Below are 22,476 nucleotides of genomic sequence, written 5' to 3'. Positions count from 1 at the left end.
CGGCGGACGACGATGCGGTCGAGGGCGGGGGGGCTGTCGTCGGCGCGTCGATGCGCGGGGATGTCACCGTATGCCTACCTGTCGATCGAGCTCGTCGAGCGCGTGGGCCAGCGCCAGCAGCGCCGCGTCCTGCGTATCGCGTCGAGGGGCGCCGACGCCGGCCCGGGGAACGCCGGCCCGGGGAACGCCCGCCGCGGCGGTCCGCTCGGATCCGCCGTCGCGATACCGTCCGGCCCCGCCGGATGCCGCCCGCTGTCCGTTCTCGGCCGGGTAGCGGCCTGACTGGTACCAGTCCCTGGCCCGCCCGAGGTGACCGGGCGGTCCGGCGGTCTGCGGCGGCATGCCCGAACCGTACAGGAGCGATCCGATCTCCGAGGGTGACCGTCCCGTCTGCTCGCTGGCAGTGGTCACCAGAGCGACGGGATCGGGGCTCAGGGAACCGGCGGGGGTCCAGATCAGGGGCAGGCCCATCCGTTCGGCCAGCCGGACGCGCGTCCCGGCCCGCAGCGCGTCGGCGGTCCTGTCCCGGGCGTGTGCCGCCGCGTACAGTCGCCCGCGTCCCTCGACCGTCTCGGCCGCCCGGACGACCACCGGAAGGGGCTCCGGCACCGGCGGCCCGAGCCGCCGGCCACGCCACAGCGCCAGCAGCGCCAGGACGACGACGATGTGCAGAAAGGTCCACCAGAAGGCGGACGGCAGCAGATCCATCATGCTTTTCGTGCCGACCCCGCCGGCCCCACCCGCGTCGGGTGTGATCCAGGACAGTACGGGTTGCCGGGCGAGCAGGCCGAGGGCCAGCGCCGCGTTCCCCGTGCGGCCGAGGTGTTCGTTGGTGAGGAACCCCGCCGAGCCGAGCAGTACCAGCCGCCCGCCACCGGCGCGTGGTGAGCCCGATCGGGTGGGGGTCAGCACGGCGAGGCGTGCCTCGCCGTGCGGGTCGCCGTAGCACAACGAGACCGCCATGTCGCCGAGACCGGCTCCGTCGCCCTGGCGGGTGAAGGTCTCGTCGGCGCCGATCGAGGTTGTTCCGGCCGTGGTCGCCTCGGGCAGGAGGCACCGTGGATCACTCTGCTCGCCGCTGGGCGCGGAGCCTGCTGTGACCACCCCGACATTTAGGGCACCGAGCACCGTGGCGTCCGGCGCCACGAGGACGACGTCGGCGCCCTGCCAGACCCGTCCGAGCAGGGCGATCAGCTCGTCATGGGTGAGCCGTCCCGGATGGACGACGACCAGCGTCGCCCTACCGCCCGCCCCGGCTGGACCGACCCCGCCGCCCAGACCACCGGGGTTCGGCCCCTGCTGCCGGCCGCCGGAAGGGTTGTCCGTGGCGGAGACGATGATCCCGCGTGCCCGCAGGATCTCGGCTAGGGCCCGGGTTCCTCCGGGCTCGGCGGAGGCCACGTCCAGGTAGGCCTGGCCGTCGGGCCGCCCGGCCAGCGCCGAGACGACCACGTAACAGAGGACCAGGACGCCGAGGACGGCCACCACGAGGATCCCGCGGCGCACCGCTGGAGGCCTGGGACCGCTGCGCAACGCGCTCGGCGACCCCCGCCCGGACCGGCCGCCGGCCGTCCCGCCGCCACCGAGATGGTCGCCGGTGATCGCCGGGGCGCCGGGGATGGTCATGCCGGGACCGCGAGGGTGCCGGTGCCGCCGGTGCCGCCGGTGCCGCCGGTGCCGTCTGTGCCGTCTGTGCCGTCTGCGCCGTCTGCGCCGTCTGCGCCGCGACGCAGCTGGATCAGGGCGCGGTCGGCCTCGACCAGGACCCGGTAGCCGGCCGCGGACCCCGGGCGCCCGCCGTACCAGATCTCGCTGAAGACCTCGACCGCCGCGGCGAGCGCCGCGGCCGGCTCGAACGCCGTGCCGGGTCCATCGCCCGCCGCGCCCGTCGTCGCGCCCGGCCGGTCCGTTCCGCCCCGGGGTTGCCCGCCGTCGGGGGACGGCGCGATTCTCGCCACCTCCTCGACGAGTTCACCGGCCGTACGGCCGGGGCGCGGATCGAGCACGCCCTTCTCCTCCAGCATCCGCACGATGGCCCGTAGCCGGGACCGAACCGCCTCCGCATAGGCTCCGCCGGCGGCGTGGCCGTCAGCCTCGGCACGCAGCTGCGCCGCGGTTGACGAACTGGACAGGTCGTTATCCTCCCGCCTGGTACGCGCGCTGCGGCGCACCGGGCCGAGCCACCACCGCAGCGCCACCGCCACGACGACGAGTACGAGGACGAGCGCGAGGACCCCGAGACCACCCGACCCTCCGCCGAGGCCGTCTCCGCCGGGGAGCAGCCAGTGGACCAGATCCCCGATCCTGTCGTCGATCCACCGGACCGCCCGGCTCCACCAGCTGGGTTCGGAACTACTGTAGAGGTGCCTGGAAAGTTCCCGCCGAGCCTCCTCCCGAGCTCCGTCCCGAGTGACAGGACCGCCGAGCGTCATCCGGAGGGCCGCAGGCCGGCGGTGCGGGCGCGGGCCGCCTCGGCGAGGGTCACGTCCAGACCCTCGCGTCTGATCCTGAGGTCGACGTAGAGCAGGACGACGGCTCCGGAGACGATCGGCGTGGAGATCGCGGTGGCGAGCAGACTGCCGATCGCCTGGACGATGTAGCCGGTGACGGTGAGATCACCCCTGATCGGGTCGCCGAACACCGACTCGGAGGAGGCCATCACGATGCTGGCGGCGATGGCGAAGATCGCACCGAGGAACCCCGCCACCAGCATGGCGAGCAGCAGAATACCGAACGTCCGCCACCATGATCCACGCACGATCGCGATCGACCGTCGCAGCGCGTCGCGCACGGTGCCGCCCTCGAGGACGTACGCGGGCGTGGCCAGCGCCAGGTAGACCCCGACGACGATCGCCCCGACCAGCAGCGCGATCAGCCCCAGTACCACCGACAGCGCCACGATGACCGTGAGGCCGAGCAGGCCGGGCAGCCGCGGCGCGACCCGTCGGACCGCGTCGATTGTGGTGATTCGGCTTCCCAGGATCGCCTCGCTCACCACGACGCTGAGCACCCCGGAAAGAAAGAGCCCGAGGATGAGATCGAGACCGAGCATCGCGACGGTGATGGCGGCCCTGGCGCCCGGCGACGCGTCCTCGCCGCTGATCGCGACGGTGGTGGACACCGTCTCCACCACCGCCGCGGCCGCCACCGTCACCCCGACGGTCGCGCCGGGATTCGTGCGGATCGTGGCGAACGTGCCGTCCAGGATCTCGCCCAGAGCGAGGGGGCGCAGCGGGATGATGCCCGGTTTCGGGACGGCCGGGCCCCACCGCCACTGTCCCCACGGGCCCTGCGGGGCGCCGGGCGGCGGGGTGCCGGGCGAGGCCCAACCGGGTCCGTCGGCCATCGGTGTGTCTCCACTCGTCGCGGTCGGTGTCGAGGTTCGGTGTCGAGGTTCGATGTGTCGAGGTAAGGATGCCGTGCTTGTGGTGGGCATGCCGCGGCCACTGTGAGGATTCTGTGCTCTCGGCCAGGATGGATGCTGGCGATGCCGGCGGAATTACGCGGTCTGGCCGGGATGTGCCGGCCGGGACGTGCCGGCCAGACCGGCCCCACCTCGGCTGCGGGGCCGGTGGCCGACCGCGTCGCCCGGGATTGTCCACAGCCGCTTCGCGACTGCCGGGGGCGGTATCCACAGATCACCACTCGGGGCTGGTCGGCCCGCGGCCCGCGGCTGATCCTTCCTGTCATGCCTCGAGCCACGTTGTCCCTGCTCACCAGGAATCTTGCGATTCTCGCTGATCTGATCATGCCGCTTGCCTGCGCCGGATGCGGCGACTGGGGGGCGTCGGCGTGCCCGGCGTGTGTCGCCGAGCTTCGTGGTCCCGTGTTCCTCGCCGCCGCGGGCTCCCTGGCCACCCCGTGGCGGCGAGGGCTGCCGCCGTGCCTGGCCGCCGCCCGCTACGCCGACCGGGTCCGGGCGCTCCTTCTCGCCTACAAGGAGCGTGGCCGGCGCGACCTGGCCGGTCCGCTGGGCGGTGCGCTCGCCCGCGCGGTAGCGCGGGCGGTGTCGTCGGGCGCGGTGGGTGCCACCGACGTGCATCCCGGTCGCTGTCCTCGCGGGCGCGGTGTGGTGCTGGTCCCGGTGCCTTCGAACCGCGCCGCGCGGCGTCGGCGTGGTTTCGACCACCTCGAGCTGCTGTGTTCCGTGGCGGCCGCGGTCCTGCGCCGACGCGGGCACCGGGTCGGAATCGCTCCCGTGCTGCGGCCGGTGCGGCACACGGCGGACCAGGCCGGGCTGGGGGCGGCGGCACGGTTCGTCAACCTCACGGGCGCCTTCGGCCTGGTCGGTCCTGCCCGCACGGCCCGGCTGGTGCGGGCCGCCGACGATCTCTCGGACGGACCTCCCGCGGACCCGCGCATCGTCGTGGTCGACGACGTACTGACGACGGGAGCCACGGCGGGTGAGGCGGTACGGGCCCTACGAGCCGGCGCCCTGCGGGCGAGCGCCGTCGCGGTGGTGGCCGCTTCGGGCCCGACGCGCGGACGGGACCGCTTGCTCGCAATGACGGGGCCGTCGGGGTGAAACTACCAGTACGCACCGCCTGACCAGGCAGTCGGCGCAACGGCCGAGTGGCCCGACGGAGCGGGAGTGACCGCTTGTCGGTCGCAGTGCACTCGTCGTGCGGATACCGGGCCGGCGGACGGAGTAGCGCCGCCGCTGAAGGGAAGGGAGCCGAATGCGGGCAGCCAGCCGCAGAACGTTGGGAAGGTGCGACAACCGTAGATAGGGCGCCCGGGGGATCGTCTCGGCCCCGCGGAGACGGTTCCCTCCGGAAGTTCCGAGACACCGGCGCACGGTCGGCAGCCTTGGCGAGGGCCGTGGGCGTCGGACAGGCGAACAGGAGGTGGATCGCGTGGACATCGTGGTCAAGGGCAGGCACACCGCGGTTCCGGAACGGTTCCGCAATCATGTCCAGGCCAAGCTCGCCAAGTTGGAACGGCTGAATTCCAACATCATCCGGGTGGATGTCGAGCTGTCGAAGGAACGCAACCCCCGGCTGTCCGACGTCTGCGACCGGGTCGAGCTGACCGTGTACTCACGGGGTCCGGTGATCCGGGCCGAGGCCGCCGCGGCCGACTGCTACGCCGCCCTCGACCTGGCCGCCGGCAAACTGGCCGAGCGGCTGCGCCGGGCCGCCGACCGGCGGGTCCGCCACCACGCCAACCACGCTGGAGCCAAGCCGACCGGGATCACCTCGGTTCCGCTCGGCAGTCTCATGCCGTTGGAGGGCACGAAGCCGGCGGCTGCCCTACCGACCGGTGCCGAGGAGGCCGGTGCCGCCGGAAGGAGCGGCAGCGGCGGATCCAGGCCGGTCGTCGCCGCCCCGGCCGACGAATCCACCGCCAGGATCGGTGCGGGCGAGCAGAGCGAGCAGGCTCCGCTGATCGTCCGGGAGAAGACCCACGAGGCGGAGCCGATGTCGCTGGAGGAGGCCCTGTCCAACATGGAACTGGTGGGGCATGATTTCTATCTCTTCCTCGACGTCGATCTTGGCCTCCCCAGCGTCGTCTACCGGCGGGTCGGTTACGACTACGGTGTCATCCGGTTGTCCGGTTCGGCGGCGGCCGGCAGGTCGGGGCCGGCGGGCGCCGATCAGCGGGACGAGCGGCCGTCGCCAACCCGAGGCGCCTTCGTGAGCTCGGCCGCCGCCGTTTAGACGATCTGAAGGCCGCGTCCGCCGGCCGACGTGCGACCATTTGCCTCGGGTGTCGGAGTACACGGCGCACCGCCCCGCGTGGAGGCACGCGGGGCGGTGCGCCGCGGGCAGTGGTCCAGGGAGGTCAGATGACGGTGGAGGAGCAGCGCTCTGAGGAGATGCTGCCGACGCCATCGGAGGCGAACCCCATCCGGGTGCTGATCGTTGACGACCATGCGCTGTTCCGGCGTGGGCTGGAGATGGTGCTGGGGCAGGAGGTTGACATCGAGGTCGTCGGGGAGGCCGCGGACGGTGCCGAGGCGGTGACCATGGCTAAGGAGATGGCGCCGGACATCGTGCTCATGGATGTGCGGATGCCGCGCCGTGGCGGGATCGACGCCACGAGCGCCATCAAGGAGGCTGTCCCGAGCGCCAAGATCGTCATGCTGACCATCAGCGACGAGGAGGCCGACCTCTATGACGCGATTAAGGCGGGGGCCATGGGCTACCTGCTGAAGGAGATCTCTATCGACGAGGTCGCCGCGGACATCCGCGCCGTGTACGGGGGGCAGAGCCTCATCAGCCCGTCCATGGCGTCGAAGCTGCTCAGCGAGTTCGCAGCCATGATTAAGAACAAGGATGACCGTCCGCAGCTCCCTACCCCCCGGCTGACCGACCGGGAGATGGAGGTGCTGCGGCTCGTCGCCAAGGGCATGAACAACCGTGACATCGCCAAGCAGCTCTACATCAGTGAGAACACGGTCAAGAACCACATCCGCAACATCCTGGAGAAGCTCCAGCTGCACTCCAGGATGGAGGCGGTCGTGTACGCGGTCCGGGAGAAGCTGCTCGAGATCACCTGAGGCCCGGTCGGGGGGGCGTCACCGCGGCGCGGGATCGTCCGGTAGGAGCGATCCCACCCAGCAGTCCCTCCGGTTACCGTCGCCCAGCAGCAGGGCCCGGCGCAGGGTGCCCTCCACGGTGAAGCCGGCCTTCTCGGCCACGCGGCGAGACGCGAGGTTGCCCACCGCGGCCCGCCACTCGATCCGGGCCAGCCCCAGAGCTCCGAAACCCCAGCGGGTCAGCGCGGCAACGGCCTGGGAGGTCACTGCCCGCCCGCGCGCCGGCGCCGCGCACCAGTAACCAATCTTCGCGTCGCCGTCGCCGGAGAGATCCGTCAGTCCGACCGAGGCAAGGAGTTGCTCGGTCGTGGCATCCACCACCGCGAACAGCGCCCCGGTCCCGCTGGCCCAGCTCTGCGGCGACTGGCGTGAGACAAAGTCCACCGCGTGTTGGTACAGATACGGCGTCGGGACTCTCGTCCACCGGCTTATCTCCGGGTCCTGGCAGGCCAGGTGTACGGCGTCGGCGTCCCGGGGGTGCCAGGGGCGCAGATGCAGACGGCCCGCCGTGATCTCCGCCGGTTCGAGAGGTGCCATGCTCCAACCTTGCACCGGCCGCCACCGTTGCCGCCGATCCAGGGCACCCATCCGCGCTCCCGGTCGTTGGACAGTGCGGCGTGGCATGGGCGGACCATGCACGCCGTGTTGTCATCCCGTTCTGGTCGTTCCCGTCCGTACGACCCCTGGCCTCGCTCGCCGGCACCCCTTCCCGTCGCCCGCTCCTCACCGGTCCCAGCCGGAGGAACCGCGCGCGGATGGATGTTGTAGGCGGCTGTCGAAGGGCTAGCATCGTGGGGTCGGTGACCTCGCCGACGCGCCTGCCGGAGGAGTTTCGCCCGTGGTACTAGACAAGATCTTGCGTGCCGGCGAGGGCCGGATCCTGCGCAAGCTCAAGGCGATCGCCGAGCAGGTGAACCTGATCGAGGACGACTTCACCGGCCTGTCCGACGGTGAACTGCGAGGCATGACCGACGAGTTCCGCCAGCGGCTCGCGGACGGGAAGGAGACCCTCGACGACCTGCTGCCCGAGGCCTTCGCCGCCGTGCGCGAGGCGGCGCGGCGCACGCTGGGCCAGCGGCATTTCGATGTGCAGATCATGGGGGGCGCGGCCCTTCATCTCGGCAACATCGCCGAGATGAAGACCGGTGAGGGCAAGACGCTGGTCTCGACCCTGCCGACCTACCTCAACGCGCTGGCCGGTAAGGGTGTGCACGTCATCACCGTCAACGACTACCTCGCCCAGCGCGACGCCGAGAACATGGGCCGGGTCCATCGTTTCCTCGGCCTCACCGTGGGGGTGATCCATCCGCAGATGCCGCCGCCGGTCCGGCGGGCCCAGTACGCCTGCGACATCACCTACGGCACCAACAACGAGTTCGGGTTCGACTACCTCCGTGACAACATGGCCTGGAGTTCGGAGGAGCTCGTCCAGCGTGGCCACAACTTCGCGGTCGTCGACGAGGTGGACTCCATCCTCATCGACGAGGCCCGCACGCCGTTGATCATCAGCGGTCCAGCGGATCATCCGACCAGGTGGTACACGGAGTTTGCCCGGATCGCCCCGCTGCTCGAACGCGATGTCGATTACGAGGTCGAAGAGGGCAAGCGGACGGTGGCCATCACCGAGTCCGGGGTTGAGAAGGTCGAGGACCAGCTCGGCATCGAGAACCTCTACGAATCGGTGAATACCCCGCTCGTGGGCTACCTGAACAATTCGCTGAAGGCCAAGGAGCTCTACAAGCGGGACAAGGACTACATCGTTACCGACGGTGAGGTTCTCATCGTCGACGAGTTCACCGGCCGCGTGCTCCACGGTCGTCGCTACAGCGAGGGAATGCACCAGGCGATCGAGGCCAAGGAAAAGGTCGAGATCAAGCAGGAGAACCAGACCCTCGCGACGATCACGCTGCAGAACTACTTCCGGCTCTACGACAAGCTCTCCGGCATGACCGGTACCGCCATGACCGAGGCGGCCGAGTTCCACCAGATCTACTCGCTCGGGGTCGTCCCCATCCCGACGAACAAGCCGATGGTCCGGCTCGACCAGCCGGACGTCGTCTACAAGACCGAGATCGCGAAGTTCGACGCGGTGGTGGAGGACATCGCCGAGCGGCACGAGAAGGGCCAACCGGTCCTGGTCGGCACCACCAGCGTCGAGAAGTCCGAGTACCTCTCGAAGCAGCTTCGCAAGCGTGGTGTGCCGCACGAGGTGCTCAACGCCAAGCACCACGAGCGGGAGGCGGCCATCATCGCCGAGGCGGGCCGCAAGGGCGCCGTCACGGTGGCGACGAACATGGCCGGTCGTGGTACGGACATCATGCTCGGCGGTAACCCGGAGTTCATTGCCCAGGCCGAGCTGCGCCAGCGCGGCCTCTCGCCGATCGAGACCCCCGAGGACTATGAGGCGGCCTGGCAGGAGGCCCTGGAGAAGGCCAGGCAGTCGGTGAAGGCCGAGCACGAGGAGGTCGTCGACGCCGGCGGCCTGTACGTGCTCGGCACCGAGCGGCACGAGTCCCGGCGCATCGACAACCAGCTGCGTGGCCGGGCCGGCCGGCAGGGCGACCGCGGTGAGTCGCGCTTCTACCTCTCCCTCGGTGACGATCTCATGCGGTTGTTCAACGCGGCCGCGGTCGAGGGCATCATGGATCGGCTGAACATCCCCGAGGACGTCCCGATCGAATCGAAGATCGTGACTCGGGCGATCCGGTCGGCCCAGACCCAGGTCGAGGGGCAGAACTTCGAGATCCGCAAGAACGTCCTCAAGTACGACGAGGTCATGAACAAGCAGCGCACCGTGATCTATGAGGAGCGCCGCAAGGTTCTCGGCGGTGCCGATCTCCACGAGCAGGTGCGTCACTTCGTTGACGACACCGTCGAGGGATACGTGCGCGGCGCCACCGCCGACGGGTACCCGGAGGAGTGGGATCTCGACACGCTCTGGACGGCGCTCGGGCAGCTCTACCCGGTCGGTGTGGTGGCACCCGATGTCGATGATCGAGACGGGCTCACTGCCGATCACCTGCTCGAGGACATCCAGGTCGACGCGCAGGAGGCGTACGACCGGCGGGAACTCGACCTCGGCGACGGCCCCGACAGCGAACCGATCATGCGGGAGCTGGAGCGACGGGTCGTCCTCGCGGTCTTGGACCGCAAGTGGCGCGAGCACCTCTACGAGATGGACTACCTGCAGGAGGGCATCGGGCTGCGGGCGATGGGACAGCGGGACCCGCTGGTCGAGTACCAGCGTGAGGGTTTCGACATGTTCCAGACGATGATGGAGGGCATCAAGGAGGAGTCCGTCCGGCTGCTGTTCAACGTCGAGGTCCAGGTTGCGGGGCAGGAGGAGGCCGCCACGTCGGTGGGCGTCGAGCCGGCCGTGTCCGCTGCTCCCGCACCGCCGGCCGCAGCCGCGACCCTGCCCGCTCCGGCGGTGCCGACGATTCCGGACGGCGCCGGTCCCGTCGCGGACGCGCAGCCCGTTCGCCCCGCGGCGGCCCGTCAGACTCCGCCACCCCCTTCACCGGTTCCGTCCGCACCGCTGCCGGTCTTCGTCAAGGGGCTCGAGCCGCGGCGGCCGACCGGTGGCCTGCGCTACACCGCGCCGTCGGTCGACGGTGGATCCGGGCCGGTCACGACGGTGGATGGCAGGTCGGGACTGGGCCGCCCGGCTGGAGACGGTGCGCTCAGCGCCGCCCGCGGCGAGGCCGGCACGGCGCAGCCCGGTGCGGGCACGCGTCCCGCTCGCAATGCGCCCTGCCCGTGTGGGTCGGGCCGCAAGTACAAGCGCTGCCACGGCGACCCGGCGCGCCGCAACACCGAGTGATCCATCTCCGGGACCGGTGGCCGCACTAACCCACCTGCAGGGTCGTCACCCGCCAGCGTCCGCTGGACGACTCCATGCGCAGCGCGAGTGCGGCCACCCGGGCACCTCGGCTGATGACCGCCGAGACCTCGGCGACTCCGGGGCGCGGTTCGCTGACCCGTACGCTGCGGACCTGACCCCGCCTGCGATCCGTGGTCTGGGCGACGATGCGTTCGAGATCGTTCTGCAGGCGGGGCGTCGTCCATCCGGCGAGATGCGAGGCCGGGCGCACCCCGCCGAGCGTCTCGACGATCGCTCTGACGATGACCACCGCCGTTTCCCGGGGCGGTGGGTTCGTCCGGCTCCCGGCGGGGTGTCCCGGCCGCGGACCGGCTACCGGATCGAGACCCGGCACCGCGTGTGACGCCGCTGATCCCATGCCTGTGCCCGTGACCGTGCGCTCGGGCATGGCGAGGTGCCGAGGAGTCCGATCGACCGTCGTGCCACCGGGCTCGGTCTGGCCGTCCGCACCGCCACGGCCGCGTGGCGGCCCGCCGGGTCCCGACGGGCCGCCACGGCGGCGTCCGCCGCCTCCCGGGGCGGTCACGGGCCGGCCTGGACGATCGGCGGTGGTGCGTCCGGCCGGCCGCACCCGGGGTCGGGGCGGCCTTGTCGACGAGCCGGTCGGGGCGCCGGCCGACGAGGAGCCGGCCTCGTCGTCATAGGGCGGTTCGTGGGGGGTGATGGGAAGGCGGCGCATTCCGGGGGCCGGAACTGGACGCCGGGGCAGGGTCAGGGCGTAGGTGGCGGTCACGGCAGGCTCCGGAAGTGGTGGGCGGGGTCAGGGCCCGGGGGGTGGTTTCAGGCGTTGGCCGGGGAAGATCAGATTCGGGTCGTGGCCGATCAGGTCGGAGTTGGCGGCCCACCACCGTGGCCACTCGGCCGCGATCTGCTCCTGCGTCGCGTTCGGGCCGAGATGACGGGCCGCGATGGACCAGAGACTGTCGCCGCGGAGGACGACGATTTCCGCCGCCTCGACGCCGGGAGAGGTCCGGTCGGTACCCGGGAGGCTCATGGGCCTGCCCGTTCCACGAGGGGCCGGCGGCACGATCGGATCCCGGGCCGGTACCGATGCGATCGGAGCCGCCGGTCCGGACGATGTCGGGTTGGACGATGTCGGGTTGGACGATGTCGGTCCGGACGATGTCGGGTTGAACGATGTCGGGTTGAACGGTGTCGGAGTGATGGCCGCGCCGGGCGCGGCCGGGCTGCTCGGGGAGGTGGTGGCGGGTCGGTCCAGGTCCGGCCAGCCGGCTGTGGTCGTGCGAGCCGTGGTGAGCCGAGTGAGGGCGCCGGGGTCAGGGGCGGTGTGCACCGGGTTTCCGCCGGCGGCGGAAACCGGGGCTGGGGGCGGCGTTGGCGAGCCGGCCGCCGAGGTGGTCTCGTGCAGGTCCACGACGGGGATCGCCTCACCGAGACCGGGAACCGAGATCGTTGGGGTGGGGCTGGTCGCCGGGACGGCACCGGCACCGGGTTCGGGAGAGGACGTGGAGCCGGCAGGGGAGACGGGGCCGGTGGAGGAGACGGGGGGTGTCGCGGGGGCGTGACCGGCGGGGGTGCCGGCCGGGGGGCGATCGAGGTCGGGGAAGCCGGCTATCGGGTTCGGGGGATGGCCGACGGTGGTGGGCCGGTCCAGATCGGGCAGTGCGGCGGTGGCGCCCGCACTGACACCGGTCCCCGCAGGTCCGGTGGCCGCGGAGGCCGGGACCGCGGCGATGATCGGCGCCACCCCGGTGACGAGTGTCACTCCGAGGCTGATCTCGAGCATCCGCCGGATCGTGCGGGGAACGATCCGGCGGGCCAGCGCCGCGCTGAGCCGGCCGACTCCGCCGGGGATAGCCGACAGCGCGCCGAGCAGAACCCCCAGGCACAGCCAGAGCAGGCACACCCAGGCGACGCCCCCGATGATCGTGGCCAGCGCCTGCTCGGGCGCGGCGGCGAACCATTCCGGGGCGGCCTCGACGCTCTCCGGCAGGTCGGCCAGCCGGGGGCCGAAAACGATCAATATGATCGCCGTGATTGCGGCCGCGGTCGCGCCGGCGAACCGCGCCAGCGTCTGTCGAGCCGCCCTCGCGATCATTGTGGGTGCTCCTGTCCGCCGGATGCTGTCGAACTCGTTCGTTTGCCTATGTTTGCTTGTGTAAACCCCTGAAATCTCGCTGTCAACCCTGCTTGTGTAGGGAGTGAGGGGCAACTGGGGGAAGTGGGCGAAATCTACCTTTATGGGAAGGGGTATCGATGCGATGGGAGGATCTGTTCGCCGACCTGGAGCTGCAGTGGGAGGCGAACGAGGCCGCCGAGCTCTCCGCCGAGCTCGCGGACCGCAGCCGACGGGAGGCTGCCTACCTGCGGTTGATCGATCGGATGCGACCCGTCGTCGGACACCCGACACGTTGCCGGGTGGTGGGTGGTCAGCGCGCTCCCGAGATCCTGCACGGCACCCTGGCGGCCCTCGGGATGGACTGGTTGCTCATCACCGAGCCCGGCGCGACGGAGGTTCTGGTACCGGTGCGGTCGCTGCTGGCCGTGGAGAACCTGCCGGTGGTCTCGGCCCAGCCGGGTCATGAGGGTCCGCTGGCGGCCAAGCTGGATCTGCGGTACGTCCTGCGCGGGCTCGTCCGGGACCGCTCGGCGTGCACGCTCATGCTGGTGGACGGGGTGACCCTGCACGGGACGCCGGTGCGGGTCGGCTCGGACTTCCTGGAGGTGGCCGAACACGCCGTCGGCGAGTTCGCCCGGCGCGGCCAGATCCGCTCCGGCTGGACCATCCCCCTCGACGCGATCGCCTACGTTCGTCGGATCCACTGACCTCGCCGCGCCTACTGTGCCTAGTCCTCGGGCGGAGCCTCGTTACGGCTCATCGGATTGGCTGCGACGAAGGCCCGGGTCTGTTCATAGGCGCGCTGGATGTACGCCTCCAGCTCGGTGCGCTCCACCCGCCACTGGCCCCTCCCCCCGATCTTGATGGCGGGGAGCTCGCCCGAGCGGACAAGCGCGTAGGTCTGACTGGAGGAGATGTTGAGGATGTCCGCCACATCGCTGAGTTGAAGGAAGCGGTCGTTCATCAAAGTCCTCCTTCTGAGGGCGGATGTCTCTCCTCATGTGTGTATCAGAGATACCACCGCTCATCGCGTCCGGATGCGTGTGCTTGTGGATAAGTGCACGCGGATACCGCCAAAAGCCCGTGCTCGCAGGTACTGGACTGGTCCGCCACCCGCGCCTGCATGGCCCAGATGTCGACGGATCCCGTTCGGTCCGCAGCCGATTCCTCGCTGGTTTGGCTGGGCTCAGGGCCGACGACCGCGTACGCTCTGCGACCGGAAGGTGCGAACATGTACCAATGGTCCGGCTAGGAGAAGAGGGAGGTCTCCCGGTGACCGAGCTCGCCGCGGCACCGGCCCGCCCGGAGGCGTCCCCGCCACCGACATCACCCCCGGCCCGTCGGTTGACCCGCCGACGGTGGCGCGACTCCCGGCTGCTCGTCGGGGTGTTGCTCGTGCTCGTCTCGGTGGTCGTCGGGGCGCGGCTGTTCGCCAGCGCGGACGCGACCCGCCAGTGGGTGGTCGCCAAGGTGGACCTGCCGGCCGGGCACATCATCGTTGCCGGGGATCTCGCCACGGTATCGGCCAGGCTCGACGAGAGGACCTCGGGTCATTACTACCCGGGAAGCCGTCTCGACGACCTGATCGGCGCCACCCTGGCGCGGCCGGTGGACACCGGCGAGCTGGTGAGCGGACCCGACTTCGCCGGCCAGAACACCCAGCCGACGCGGCTGGTGCCGATCATTGTGAAGGCCGGGCGGCTGCCGACCCTCGGACCGGGTGACCATGTGGACGTCTTCGTGTTCCAGAGCGGCGCCGCAGCGCCGAGCACTACCGGGGGCGATCAGCAGGCCGGCCGGAGCACACCGGCCGCGCCCGCGGGTGCGGGGGCCGAGGCGCTGGTCCTGCACGACGTCGAGTTCGTCAGCCTCGAGAAGCTGACCAGCGGGGACCGTTCGCTGACGCTGCGCGTGCCGGTGGACAACGCCATCCAGGCCGTCGCGGCCTCGCAGAGCGAGCGGGTCGACGTCGTGAAGCTTGAGCGCGACTCCCGCGGTGAGGTCGGCTCGACGGGACCGACCACTGTGCCGGGGTACGGCCGGTGAGCCTGCCGATCCTCACCGCTGTCACCGATGCGATGGTCGAGGCCGGCCTGGTCTCGGCCTTCGATCGTCGCGACCTCGGGGTTACGGTGGTGCGCCGCTGCGTCGACCTGCCGGACCTGCTGGCCGCGGCGACCACCGGCGCGGCCCGGGCCGCCCTGCTGTCCGCGGACCTGCGCCGGCTCGACCGGGATGCGCTGACCCGCCTGGCCATGGCGGGCATCGCGGTGGTCGGGCTGACCGCCCCCGGCGACGAGGACGGCGACCGGCGGCTGCGGCAACTCGGCGTGGCCGCGGTCATCCCCTCGGACGCCACCGCGGAGGTCATCGCGGGAGCGGTCGTCGAGGCATCCCGGGCGCTGGCGACGAACGCGGCCGCGCCGGCGACCTGGGCGTCCGGTTCGTACAGCGAACCACTCGTCGGGTTCGGGCCGCTCGCCCCGGCCATCGACGTCACCGACGGTGTGGGGCCGATCGAACCGGGCGACGGCCGGGTGGGCCGGGTGATTGCGGTATGGGGTCCGGCCGGCGCGCCGGGACGCACCACGATCGCGCTGTGCCTGGCCGCCGAACTCGCCGGGCTGGGGACCTCCACCCTGCTGGTGGACGCCGACTCCTACGGCGGCGCGGTCGGGCAGCTCGTCGGCCTGCTCGAGGAGGCCCCCGGTCTGGCCGCGGCGGCCCGGTCGGCCAACCAGGGGCTGCTGGACGTGCCCCGGCTCGCCGTACTGTGCCGGGATCTGGGCGGCGGCCTGCGAGTGCTGCCCGGCATCTCCCGCCCCTCGCGGTGGCCCGAGCTACGCCCGGCATCCGTTGAGACCGTGCTGTCGATGGCCCGGCGTCTGGCGTCCTTCGTCGTCGTGGACTGCGGGTTCTGCCTGGAGACGGACGAGGAACTGTCGTTCGACACCTCCGCGCCCCGGCGTAACGGAGCGACGCTAGCCGTGCTGGGCGCGGCCGACGTCGTGCTGGCGGTGGCGTCCGCCGAACCGGTCGGTCTGGTCCGGTTCGTGCGGGGACTGTCCGACCTGCGGGAGACCGTCCCCGCCGTCGACCCGCTTGTCGTGGTGAACCGGCTGCGCGCCTCGGTTGTGGGCGCGGACCCGGCCCGCGAGGTCAGTCGGGCGATTCTGCGCCACACCGGGACCGAGCCGGTGGCCCTGGTGCCCTACGACCTCGCCGGGCTGGACGCCGCCCAGGTGGCCGGACAGCTCCTGCGTGACATCGCTCCGACCTCCCCGGCCCGGCTGGCGATCAGGGAGCTGGCTGGCCGGCTGCTTGGCCGCCCGGCGGCTCCCCGCCGTCGGCGGGGGAGCCTGCGGCGCCAGGCCCGGTGATCTTGGTGGGCGGGTGGGCCGTCCCGACGTACGAGCCAGAGCCGCATCCCCTGCTGGGCCTGCCGCTGGGCCTGCTGCCGTTCGGCTGATCGCTCGCGCGGTGTCGGCAACTCACGGTTACGCCCTTGGCGTAACCGTGACATAAAGTATTCGCACCATCATCCCGGCGTAGTGGGAGCGGTTACGGCGAGCAATTTAGGGGCATCGCTATGTGGAGGGACTTCGGTCAAGTCGTGAGAGGGATCTTGCTGATAGCTTTCGATCTTATAAGATTTACTACATAGAGTAACTTTCTTAATTCATAGAGCCTGAGATGCGAGAGAAGTCGCACAAGAAAGTCGCGCAACGTAGCATCGTATATGTATCTGTGAGCGGTCTCTTTCGGCAACGTTACGTTAGTGGGAGCATGCCTCGCCAGCGCCACACGAGTCGTACCTTGATCTCCTATGGGCGCGACGAGAGGTACGTGATGCTCGTTCGAGACGGCTGGGGGTGTGTCGGGTGAGCCGAGAGTACGCGAAGGCCGTGGGCGCCCGGTTGCGGGCGATTCGGATACAGCAGGGTCTGTCGCTGCAGGGAGTGGAGCAGAAGTCGCGGGGGCGGTGGAAGACCGCTGCCGTTGGTTCCTATGAGCGCGGTGACCGCATGATCAGCGTGCATCAGCTCTCCGAACTCGCGGGATTCTACGGAGTCCCGGTCTCGGCGCTGTTGCCCAACGAGGATCAGCTGCCGCCGCGGGAGCGTCGCCCACGTACGGTGCTCAACCTGGAGAAGCTGAGCGAGGCTCCGCCGGACTCCTCTGCTCTCGTTCGTCGGTGGGTCGCCCAGATCCAGCGCCAACGGGACGACTACGCCGGCCGCGTGCTGTCCATCCGGGATGGCGACGTGCGTGCGCTCGCCCTGCTCCACGACACGACCCCCCAGGAGTTCGCCGAGCGGCTGCGGACCTGGGGAGTGCTGGAGACCAGTTTCCCCGAAGAGAGTAGCGAGGAGCCGCCGGAGTAGTCCGGTGGACTGCCCGGGCGCTTCGAGCGCCGAGAGCAGCAAGGTACGGTCAACGCGGACCGTGGACTGCTACTGGCCCATCCCCGGCCGTCCCGACGCGGCGGGCACGCCGTTCGTGGGCGGCCCGGCCCAGGTGCGACCGGGCGGCCCACATGGCAGCGAGCATGCCGGGCGGCGGGCATCCCAGCGCGATGCGTCTCCCTTCCCGGTCGCCGCGCCGGGAGGTGGACTATGACCAGGAAACGGGCCCCACGCAGAGGTCTGGTCCTGGGGGCCGGTGGAGTGCTCGGCTCCGCCTGGATGATCGGCGCGATGCGGGCGGTCGAGACCGCGACCGGCCGCGACCTGAGCGGAGCCGACCTGGTGGTCGGCACGTCCGCCGGCTCGGTGGTCGCGGCCCTGCTCGGTCTGGGGATCGGCATCGACGTGATGGCCAATTCCGAGCGGGGGATCTACGAGGCGGGTGATCCCGTTCTTGACTACCGCGACCTCGGTGCCTCCCTACCCCCGCGCCCCCGGATGCGCATGGGCTCACCGAGGCTGCTGACGGCCAGCGCCCGGCACCCCCGGCGGTCCTCGCCGATGGTCACGCTGGCGGCGATGCTTCCACAGGGCCGTGGGAAGATCTCCGCGGTCGGCGATCTGGTGACCGCGGCGATGGACCGCAAGGGCCTCGATCCGACCGAATGGCCGACCAGGCCCGCGCTGCGGGTGGTGGCCATGAACTTCGACACCGGTGAGCGCGTGCTGTTCGGCGTGGCCGATGCGCCTCGGGCGACCTTGTCCGAGGCGGTGATGGCGTCGTGTGCCATTCCCGGCTGGTACGCCCCGGTCGCGGTGGACGGCCAGCGGTTCGTCGACGGCGGAACCCGATCGCCCGCATCGGTCGATCTTCTTGCCGACGCGGGCCTCGCGGAGATCCTGGTGCTCGCCCCGGCCTGCTCGTTCCAACTCGACCGACCCCGTGGCACGGTGGCCCGGGTCGAACGCCAGGTCCGCCGGGCCGCCACCCGCCGGCTGATGCGGGAGATCGAGATGGTGGAGGCGGCGGGCACCCGGGTGACGGTGCTCTGCCCAGGTCCGGAGGACCTCGAGGTCATCGGCGGAAACGTGATGGATCTGACCCGGCGGGCCCAGGTGTTCGAGACGGCGCTGCGTACGACGGGCGAGGCCCTGCATGTCGCCGCCCGTTCCGCCCGTTCCGGCGTGGCCGGGGCCACCGACGACGGGGCCACCGACGACGCCGAGGCGAGGGGGGGCCGGCTCGGGCTCGGCCTGGCTGGCTGACCGGGTTCTCGTGGCTGACTGGGTTCTCGTGGCTGACTGGGTTCTCGTGGCTGACTGGGTTCTCGTGGCTGACTGGGTTCTCGTGGCTGACCGGGTTCTCGTGGCCGGCTCGCCCCGGTTGGTTGCACACTGAGCGGGTGCGCATCTATCTCCCGTCCACGCTGGCCGTCGCCCGATCGGTCTGGGAATCCGCGCGCATCCCCCCAGGCACCGGATTCGCGGTCACCCCCGCGACGCGTGAGTGGTACGCCCAGTCGGAGTCCGAGGAGGAGTTGGAGTACGCGGCGCTGCACGACGCCGGCCGGGCGAGCCTGCGACTGCTGGACGCCGACCCGTCCGCGCCGCGCCGGCGCGTGGTCTTCGTGGCCGATGTCGCGGACGGCGAGGTGCGGGTACGCGACGATCTTGAGCGGGGTGCGGTCGAGGTGGACTTCCCGGTGCCGTGGTCGGCCGCGCAGGCCATCCATGTCGACGACGGAGACGACGAGGAGGTCGTCGCGGCGGTCGCGGCGGCGGCGAAGTGCATCGTCGAGGCCGATCTCGGTGGGGATGACGCCGCCTTCACCGTGGACAGCGTCGAGGGCTTCGAACTGCTGTGGTTCGCGCCTCAGGAGCTTCCCGATCTTCTCTGACCCCGGCGGAGACGCGGATGTTGAGTGCGCGGGGGTGACCCCCGCGCGGTGGAGGTCACCCCCGCACGGGGGAGGAGACCACGCACGTTGACGGCTCGTTGGGGCATGCTGTCTGGACTGGTGACCAGCTGGCGTGAAATGTTCCCGACGGGCGGCCCTCGTGGTTGTCTTTCCAGGCTCCTCCCTGGGGTGCTGTTCGTCGTCTGACGTCCGTGAACGGTGATTTCCCACCCAGGGAGATCGACGTGGCCAACGGTTGAACCTCCCCGGGTGCGGCCGATGTCGGGCGTTGCGAATAATGCTGGGGAGCCTTGCGGCGGCGACCGGGTCACCACCTGGATGGCGCCGAGGGGGCTCCACTTTCCACAACCTTCGTACCGAGATGTCACCCCCGCTGGCAGGTGTGATCTCGACCGACCCACCGCGGTAAGGAGGCTGGCAGCCCATGCTGTACCTCGCCGGGCAGATCCTGGCGTACGTGCTGGTGGCGATGCTCATTGGTGCGGCGCTGGCATGGGTCTTCCTGATCGCGCCGCTGCGCCGGCAGGCCCGCAACGCCGACGCCGACGCCGCGCGAAATCGGGCGGGATCGGGGGAGACACCGGCCGGCACCGGACCGGACCTCGACGAATCCCGCCCCGGCGCGGTCCCGTCGGCCGATCGGGCGGCAGCCGCGAACGACGTGAACCGGGTAAACGCCGGGCCGGCGGGCACCGGCGACGCCGACACGGGTGTCCCCGATTCGGGCGCCCGCGGCACGGGCACAGGGCAGGCCGCCGAGCTGATCGCCCGGTTGCGCCGGCAGCGTGACGACGTCGCCCTGGAGAAGGCGGATCTAACTGCCCGGCTCGCTGTCGCCGAACAGCGTGCCGCGGAGTCCGAACGGCGAATCGCCGAGGCGGAGCGCCATGCTGTGATCGCAGGCGCCCGGGTCGAGGAGATCGAAACGGCGCTGCGGGCCCGGGCGTACGCCGTGACACCCGGCGCGGCCCAGGCCCTCCCGGCCGGTTCGGGTGCCGCCGGTTCGGGTGCCGCCGGTTCGGGTGCCGCCGGCCCGGTGCCGGCGGGCTCTCCGGGGGCGGGCGGTGATCCCGTCGGCCCCTCGGCTGCGCAGCTCGCCCATGAGGCCGAGCTGCTGCGCAGACAGCTCGTCGAGGCCGAGGGCCGGGCGGCCAAGTTCTCCTCCCGGCTGGCCATGGCCCGTACGGAGGCGGAGGACGCGCAACGCCAGGTGGCCACCATGACCACCCGGCTGGATCGGCACCAGGCCGAATGGGCGGCCGAACGGCTCAGTCTGCTGGGGCGGATCGCGAAATCCGAGGCGCTTCTGGGCCAGGCCTCCTCCGACGAGGAAGCCGGTGCCGAGCATCCCGAGGCCGCCCCCACTGCCGAGGCCGCCCCCACTGCCGAGGCCGCCCCCACTGCCGAGGCCGCCCCCACTGCCGAGGCCGCCCCCACTGCCGAGGCCGCCGAGGCGGTCGGGGTTGCTGCCGCGGGCGGCGTGGTCCCGTCGAACCTCGCGGTCACCCCGAACGACGCGGGGCCGTCGAAGAGCGCGCTGCCCGCGCACGGCCTGGCCCTGTCGCCCGAGCCGAACGTCTCGGGGGCGACGGTCCAGGCGAGCGGCGTTGCCACGAAGAACCGGCCACCGGCCCTGGGCGGACCGCCGTCGAGTGGTCAGGGGAGTGGCGGCGGCGTGAAGAGCACCGGTGGCAGGAGCACCGGTGGAACGAACGGGGCCAGCGGCCAGCCGGGCACGGGTAGCCGGGTCGTGCTGGAACCCGCGCCGCGGTGGAACGGTCTCCTCGATCCCGTGCGGTCGGGCGGCGACAACCTCAAGGAGATTGTCGGCGTGGGCCCGGTGATCGAGGCCCGGCTGCGGGCGTTGGGCATCACAACCTTCAGCCAGCTGGCCGAAATGGGTGATACCGACGTCGAGCGGCTCGCTCACCGGCTGGATGGCTTCGGTGACCGCATCGTCTCCGACGATTGGGTCGGCCAGGCCCAGGATCTGCAGGCCCGGCACTACGGCGGCGTCTACTGACCGGACCGCCCTCCACCCCGCTCGGTCACAGTCCGGAGATGAGTCCCTCGATCTCAGCCTCCAGGATCCGGCGGTCGGTGACGTCGCAGTAGAGCCAGACATGGCCGCGGTAGCCGTCGGCCGCGGTCAGCGGGATGTGGCTACGCTCGAACACCCGTCCGTCGGCGAACATCACCGTCTCCCGGCGTAGCGTCCGCCGTCGGCGGAGCAGGATGTCCAGGCGCGTCGCGAATCCGGATGGATCGTCCACCAGTCCGGGCCGGGGACGCAGCTGCAGCCGGCAGTCCGTTCCGACCAGGTCGACGGGCAGGTCCGCCAGATCGAACAGATCGCAGTACACCTGGTTCACCGCCACCACACGCCCGTCCCGGTCGGCGATGAGCACGGCGGTCGTCAGTTCGGCGAGCAGGGTCGTCAGCCAGCGTTCCCGGTCCCGGCATGCCTCCTCGATCCGTCGGGCCTCGGAGAACAGGCAGCCACAGGTGTGGTTCGAGCCCCTGGCGCGTCCGAAGGGACGCAGGTCGTCGTTCTCGCTGCGATGCAGGGCCACGGCCGCGCGCCACTCCGCTCCAGGCGGGAGCGTCCCGCGGGGAAACCCGACCGTGGGCCGATCCTCGGTGGATTCACGGGATGTCGCCCGGCCTGGCGTCGGTTCGCCGGGAACCGGCCGGCGGGGAAGCGGAACAGACCATTCCCAGCCCCGATCGCCCCGATCGGACTGGTCCGGCAGATCACAGGGGTCCGGTCCGTCGAACGGGTCCGGTCCGTCGAACACGCCGAACCTGTCGAGATCGCCCGCGGGCACCCCATCGGCGGCGAGGGCCTGGAGGCCGAGGAGATCATGACCGAGCAGGTGTCCGTCGAGGAGGTCGGGATCGAGAGCTGCGAGTTCGAAAGCCGCCTCGCGACGGTGAAGGCGGTCGAGTTCGGCCTGCTCGTCGTCAAGGTGTTCGAGATCGGCCGCTTCGTGAGGCGCCGGTTCGCGGGAGGCGACGTCGGGTTCGGCTCGTTCCCGGACAGCGACGTCGTCGGTATCGGGCTGGTCCGCGGACGATGGGCCGATCGGGGAGCGACGCCCCTGGACCCGCGGCGAGGACACTGGCACACCCTTCATCGGCACACCCGTCACCGGCCCGGCGGCGTTCTCGAACGCACTGGCCGACGGCACGGTGAGGGTGCCGACGATCCGTCGTCTACCGTCCCCTGCCGAGGTCACCACCGTCTGCATGACCGCGTCGCAGGGTGGTTCGCCCGGTCGGATCAACCGGACCTGGATCGAAAACCCGTCGCCGTGCGTGACGAGGTGCCGCCATCGGCTGCCGACGTTCGCTACGTCGCCGGGATGGACAATGCGTTGCCATCCCCGTCCGACCGCCTCGTCGCGGGTAACGCCGGTCAACTCGGACCACAGCCGGTTCACAAAGAGATACCGGCCTGCCGTATCGGTGGCGAATACCGCGACCGGGCAGTTTTCGACAATCCGCCAGAACATTTTCCAAGCGGTCGTGTCGAACATGTCTGACGATCGGGGATCCCGGGCGCCACTCATCGTGATGCCCCTTTCCCCCCCGGGGGATCGTGCCGGGGATGCGTCGGGGGCAACGCCGCCCTGGTGGCCGAATGA

At 71.1% G+C, this 22,476-nt stretch carries 19 protein-coding genes; 11 read left to right on the top strand and 8 right to left on the bottom strand.

Annotated features, from left to right (window positions below):
- Positions 1-63: 63 nt before the first annotated feature.
- The 3 genes from BMG523DRAFT_RS02190 to BMG523DRAFT_RS02180 are packed head-to-tail and all read right to left on the bottom strand — an operon-like array spanning position 64 to position 3,346.
- Positions 64-1,626 (bottom strand): DUF4350 domain-containing protein, encoded by a 1,563-nt coding sequence (locus BMG523DRAFT_RS02190; protein ID WP_023839912.1) that lies wholly within the window; start codon positions 1,624-1,626, stop codon positions 64-66.
- Complete coding sequence (locus BMG523DRAFT_RS02185; RefSeq protein ID WP_043590248.1) at positions 1,623-2,432, bottom strand: DUF4129 domain-containing protein; 810 nt, start codon at positions 2,430-2,432, stop codon at positions 1,623-1,625. The genes BMG523DRAFT_RS02190 and BMG523DRAFT_RS02185 overlap by 4 nt, the downstream gene beginning before the upstream one ends.
- Entirely contained in the window at positions 2,429-3,346 is a 918-nt protein-coding gene (locus BMG523DRAFT_RS02180; protein ID WP_023839914.1) for a hypothetical protein, read from the bottom strand. The genes BMG523DRAFT_RS02185 and BMG523DRAFT_RS02180 overlap by 4 nt, the downstream gene beginning before the upstream one ends.
- A 342-nt stretch (positions 3,347-3,688) precedes the next feature.
- On the opposite strand from BMG523DRAFT_RS02180, the gene BMG523DRAFT_RS02175 reads away from it, so the two are divergent.
- The 3 genes from BMG523DRAFT_RS02175 to BMG523DRAFT_RS02165 all read left to right on the top strand — a co-directional run bounded on the left by BMG523DRAFT_RS02175 (position 3,689) and on the right by BMG523DRAFT_RS02165 (position 6,502).
- A complete protein-coding gene (locus BMG523DRAFT_RS02175; RefSeq protein ID WP_011435216.1) occupies positions 3,689-4,525 on the top strand; it encodes a ComF family protein in 837 nt (278 codons plus the stop codon).
- 331 nt (positions 4,526-4,856) lie between these two features.
- Complete coding sequence (raiA, locus tag BMG523DRAFT_RS02170) at positions 4,857-5,660, top strand: ribosome-associated translation inhibitor RaiA (protein ID WP_011435217.1); 804 nt, start codon at positions 4,857-4,859, stop codon at positions 5,658-5,660.
- Positions 5,661-5,788: 128 nt separating this feature from the next.
- Complete coding sequence (locus BMG523DRAFT_RS02165) at positions 5,789-6,502, top strand: response regulator transcription factor (RefSeq protein ID WP_011435218.1); 714 nt, start codon at positions 5,789-5,791, stop codon at positions 6,500-6,502.
- 18 nt (positions 6,503-6,520) lie between these two features.
- On the opposite strand, the gene BMG523DRAFT_RS02160 is transcribed toward BMG523DRAFT_RS02165, so the two are convergent.
- Positions 6,521-7,078 (bottom strand): GNAT family N-acetyltransferase, encoded by a 558-nt coding sequence (locus tag BMG523DRAFT_RS02160; protein WP_035940907.1) that lies wholly within the window; start codon positions 7,076-7,078, stop codon positions 6,521-6,523.
- A 301-nt stretch (positions 7,079-7,379) separates the two neighbouring features.
- Here BMG523DRAFT_RS02160 and secA point away from each other — a divergent pair, with 301 nt between their 5' ends.
- Positions 7,380-10,364 carry a preprotein translocase subunit SecA gene (secA, locus tag BMG523DRAFT_RS02155; protein WP_011435220.1) on the top strand — a complete coding sequence of 995 codons (2,985 nt, stop codon included), beginning with the start codon at positions 7,380-7,382 and terminating at the stop codon, positions 10,362-10,364.
- Between the two features lie 25 nt (positions 10,365-10,389).
- Here the strand turns inward: secA and BMG523DRAFT_RS27160 are convergent, their stop codons facing one another.
- The gene (locus tag BMG523DRAFT_RS27160) at positions 10,390-10,782 is read right to left on the bottom strand and encodes an Rv3235 family protein (RefSeq protein ID WP_330219003.1); all 393 of its coding nucleotides are present in this window, start codon (positions 10,780-10,782) and stop codon (positions 10,390-10,392) included.
- A gap of 402 nt (positions 10,783-11,184) precedes the next feature.
- Positions 11,185-12,483 (bottom strand): LysM peptidoglycan-binding domain-containing protein, encoded by a 1,299-nt coding sequence (locus BMG523DRAFT_RS02145; RefSeq protein WP_043590247.1) that lies wholly within the window; start codon positions 12,481-12,483, stop codon positions 11,185-11,187.
- Positions 12,484-12,641: 158 nt separating this feature from the next.
- On the opposite strand from BMG523DRAFT_RS02145, the gene BMG523DRAFT_RS02140 reads away from it, so the two are divergent.
- On the top strand, positions 12,642-13,211 hold the full coding sequence (locus BMG523DRAFT_RS02140) for a hypothetical protein (protein ID WP_011435223.1): 570 nt from the start codon (positions 12,642-12,644) through the stop codon (positions 13,209-13,211).
- Between the two features lie 20 nt (positions 13,212-13,231).
- Here the strand turns inward: BMG523DRAFT_RS02140 and BMG523DRAFT_RS02135 are convergent, their stop codons facing one another.
- Positions 13,232-13,468, bottom strand: a complete 237-nt coding sequence (locus tag BMG523DRAFT_RS02135; protein WP_011435224.1) for a helix-turn-helix domain-containing protein — start codon at positions 13,466-13,468, stop codon at positions 13,232-13,234.
- Between the two features lie 308 nt (positions 13,469-13,776).
- On the opposite strand from BMG523DRAFT_RS02135, the gene BMG523DRAFT_RS02130 reads away from it, so the two are divergent.
- From BMG523DRAFT_RS02130 to BMG523DRAFT_RS24105, 6 genes are all read left to right on the top strand, one after another.
- Positions 13,777-14,550 (top strand): SAF domain-containing protein, encoded by a 774-nt coding sequence (locus BMG523DRAFT_RS02130; RefSeq protein WP_011435225.1) that lies wholly within the window; start codon positions 13,777-13,779, stop codon positions 14,548-14,550.
- Positions 14,547-15,884 (top strand): chromosome partitioning protein, encoded by a 1,338-nt coding sequence (locus BMG523DRAFT_RS02125; protein WP_011435226.1) that lies wholly within the window; start codon positions 14,547-14,549, stop codon positions 15,882-15,884. The genes BMG523DRAFT_RS02130 and BMG523DRAFT_RS02125 overlap by 4 nt, the downstream gene beginning before the upstream one ends.
- A gap of 501 nt (positions 15,885-16,385) precedes the next feature.
- The gene (locus tag BMG523DRAFT_RS02120; RefSeq protein WP_011435227.1) at positions 16,386-16,889 is read left to right on the top strand and encodes a transcriptional regulator; all 504 of its coding nucleotides are present in this window, start codon (positions 16,386-16,388) and stop codon (positions 16,887-16,889) included.
- A 231-nt stretch (positions 16,890-17,120) separates the two neighbouring features.
- On the top strand, positions 17,121-18,176 hold the full coding sequence (locus tag BMG523DRAFT_RS02115) for a patatin-like phospholipase family protein (protein ID WP_043590245.1): 1,056 nt from the start codon (positions 17,121-17,123) through the stop codon (positions 18,174-18,176).
- 137 nt (positions 18,177-18,313) lie between these two features.
- Positions 18,314-18,808: a hypothetical protein gene (locus tag BMG523DRAFT_RS02110; RefSeq protein WP_023839918.1), complete on the top strand. Its 495-nt coding sequence runs from the start codon at positions 18,314-18,316 to the stop codon at positions 18,806-18,808.
- 445 nt (positions 18,809-19,253) lie between these two features.
- Positions 19,254-20,852, top strand: coding sequence for a hypothetical protein (locus BMG523DRAFT_RS24105; RefSeq protein WP_043590244.1), 1,599 nt, complete (start codon positions 19,254-19,256; stop codon positions 20,850-20,852).
- A 25-nt stretch (positions 20,853-20,877) separates the two neighbouring features.
- Here BMG523DRAFT_RS24105 and BMG523DRAFT_RS02100 read toward each other — a convergent pair whose 3' ends face one another.
- Complete coding sequence (locus tag BMG523DRAFT_RS02100) at positions 20,878-22,368, bottom strand: PAS domain-containing protein (RefSeq protein WP_368671083.1); 1,491 nt, start codon at positions 22,366-22,368, stop codon at positions 20,878-20,880.
- Between the last annotated feature and the right edge of the window lie 108 nt (positions 22,369-22,476).

Origin of the sequence: Frankia sp. BMG5.23 (assembly GCF_000685765.2) — a bacterium.
Classification (GTDB): Bacteria; Actinomycetota; Actinomycetes; order Frankiales; family Frankiaceae; genus Frankia; species Frankia casuarinae.
Note: the sequence above shows the minus strand (reverse complement) of the source record. Positions and strands in the feature narration are given on the sequence as shown.

Coding starts and splice junctions, on each gene's coding strand:
- BMG523DRAFT_RS02190 (WP_023839912.1), bottom strand. CDS start 1,626: ATGACCATCCCCGGCGCCCCGGCGATCACCGGCGACCATCTCGGTGGC.
- BMG523DRAFT_RS02185 (WP_043590248.1), bottom strand. CDS start 2,432: ATGACGCTCGGCGGTCCTGTCACTCGGGACGGAGCTCGGGAGGAGGCT.
- BMG523DRAFT_RS02180 (WP_023839914.1), bottom strand. CDS start 3,346: ATGGCCGACGGACCCGGTTGGGCCTCGCCCGGCACCCCGCCGCCCGGC.
- BMG523DRAFT_RS02175 (WP_011435216.1), top strand. CDS start 3,689: ATGCCTCGAGCCACGTTGTCCCTGCTCACCAGGAATCTTGCGATTCTC.
- BMG523DRAFT_RS02165 (WP_011435218.1), top strand. CDS start 5,789: ATGACGGTGGAGGAGCAGCGCTCTGAGGAGATGCTGCCGACGCCATCG.
- BMG523DRAFT_RS02160 (WP_035940907.1), bottom strand. CDS start 7,078: ATGGCACCTCTCGAACCGGCGGAGATCACGGCGGGCCGTCTGCATCTG.
- BMG523DRAFT_RS27160 (WP_330219003.1), bottom strand. CDS start 10,782: ATGGGATCAGCGGCGTCACACGCGGTGCCGGGTCTCGATCCGGTAGCC.
- BMG523DRAFT_RS02145 (WP_043590247.1), bottom strand. CDS start 12,483: ATGATCGCGAGGGCGGCTCGACAGACGCTGGCGCGGTTCGCCGGCGCG.
- BMG523DRAFT_RS02140 (WP_011435223.1), top strand. CDS start 12,642: ATGCGATGGGAGGATCTGTTCGCCGACCTGGAGCTGCAGTGGGAGGCG.
- BMG523DRAFT_RS02135 (WP_011435224.1), bottom strand. CDS start 13,468: ATGAACGACCGCTTCCTTCAACTCAGCGATGTGGCGGACATCCTCAAC.
- BMG523DRAFT_RS02115 (WP_043590245.1), top strand. CDS start 17,121: ATGACCAGGAAACGGGCCCCACGCAGAGGTCTGGTCCTGGGGGCCGGT.
- BMG523DRAFT_RS24105 (WP_043590244.1), top strand. CDS start 19,254: ATGCTGTACCTCGCCGGGCAGATCCTGGCGTACGTGCTGGTGGCGATG.
- BMG523DRAFT_RS02100 (WP_368671083.1), bottom strand. CDS start 22,368: ATGTTCGACACGACCGCTTGGAAAATGTTCTGGCGGATTGTCGAAAAC.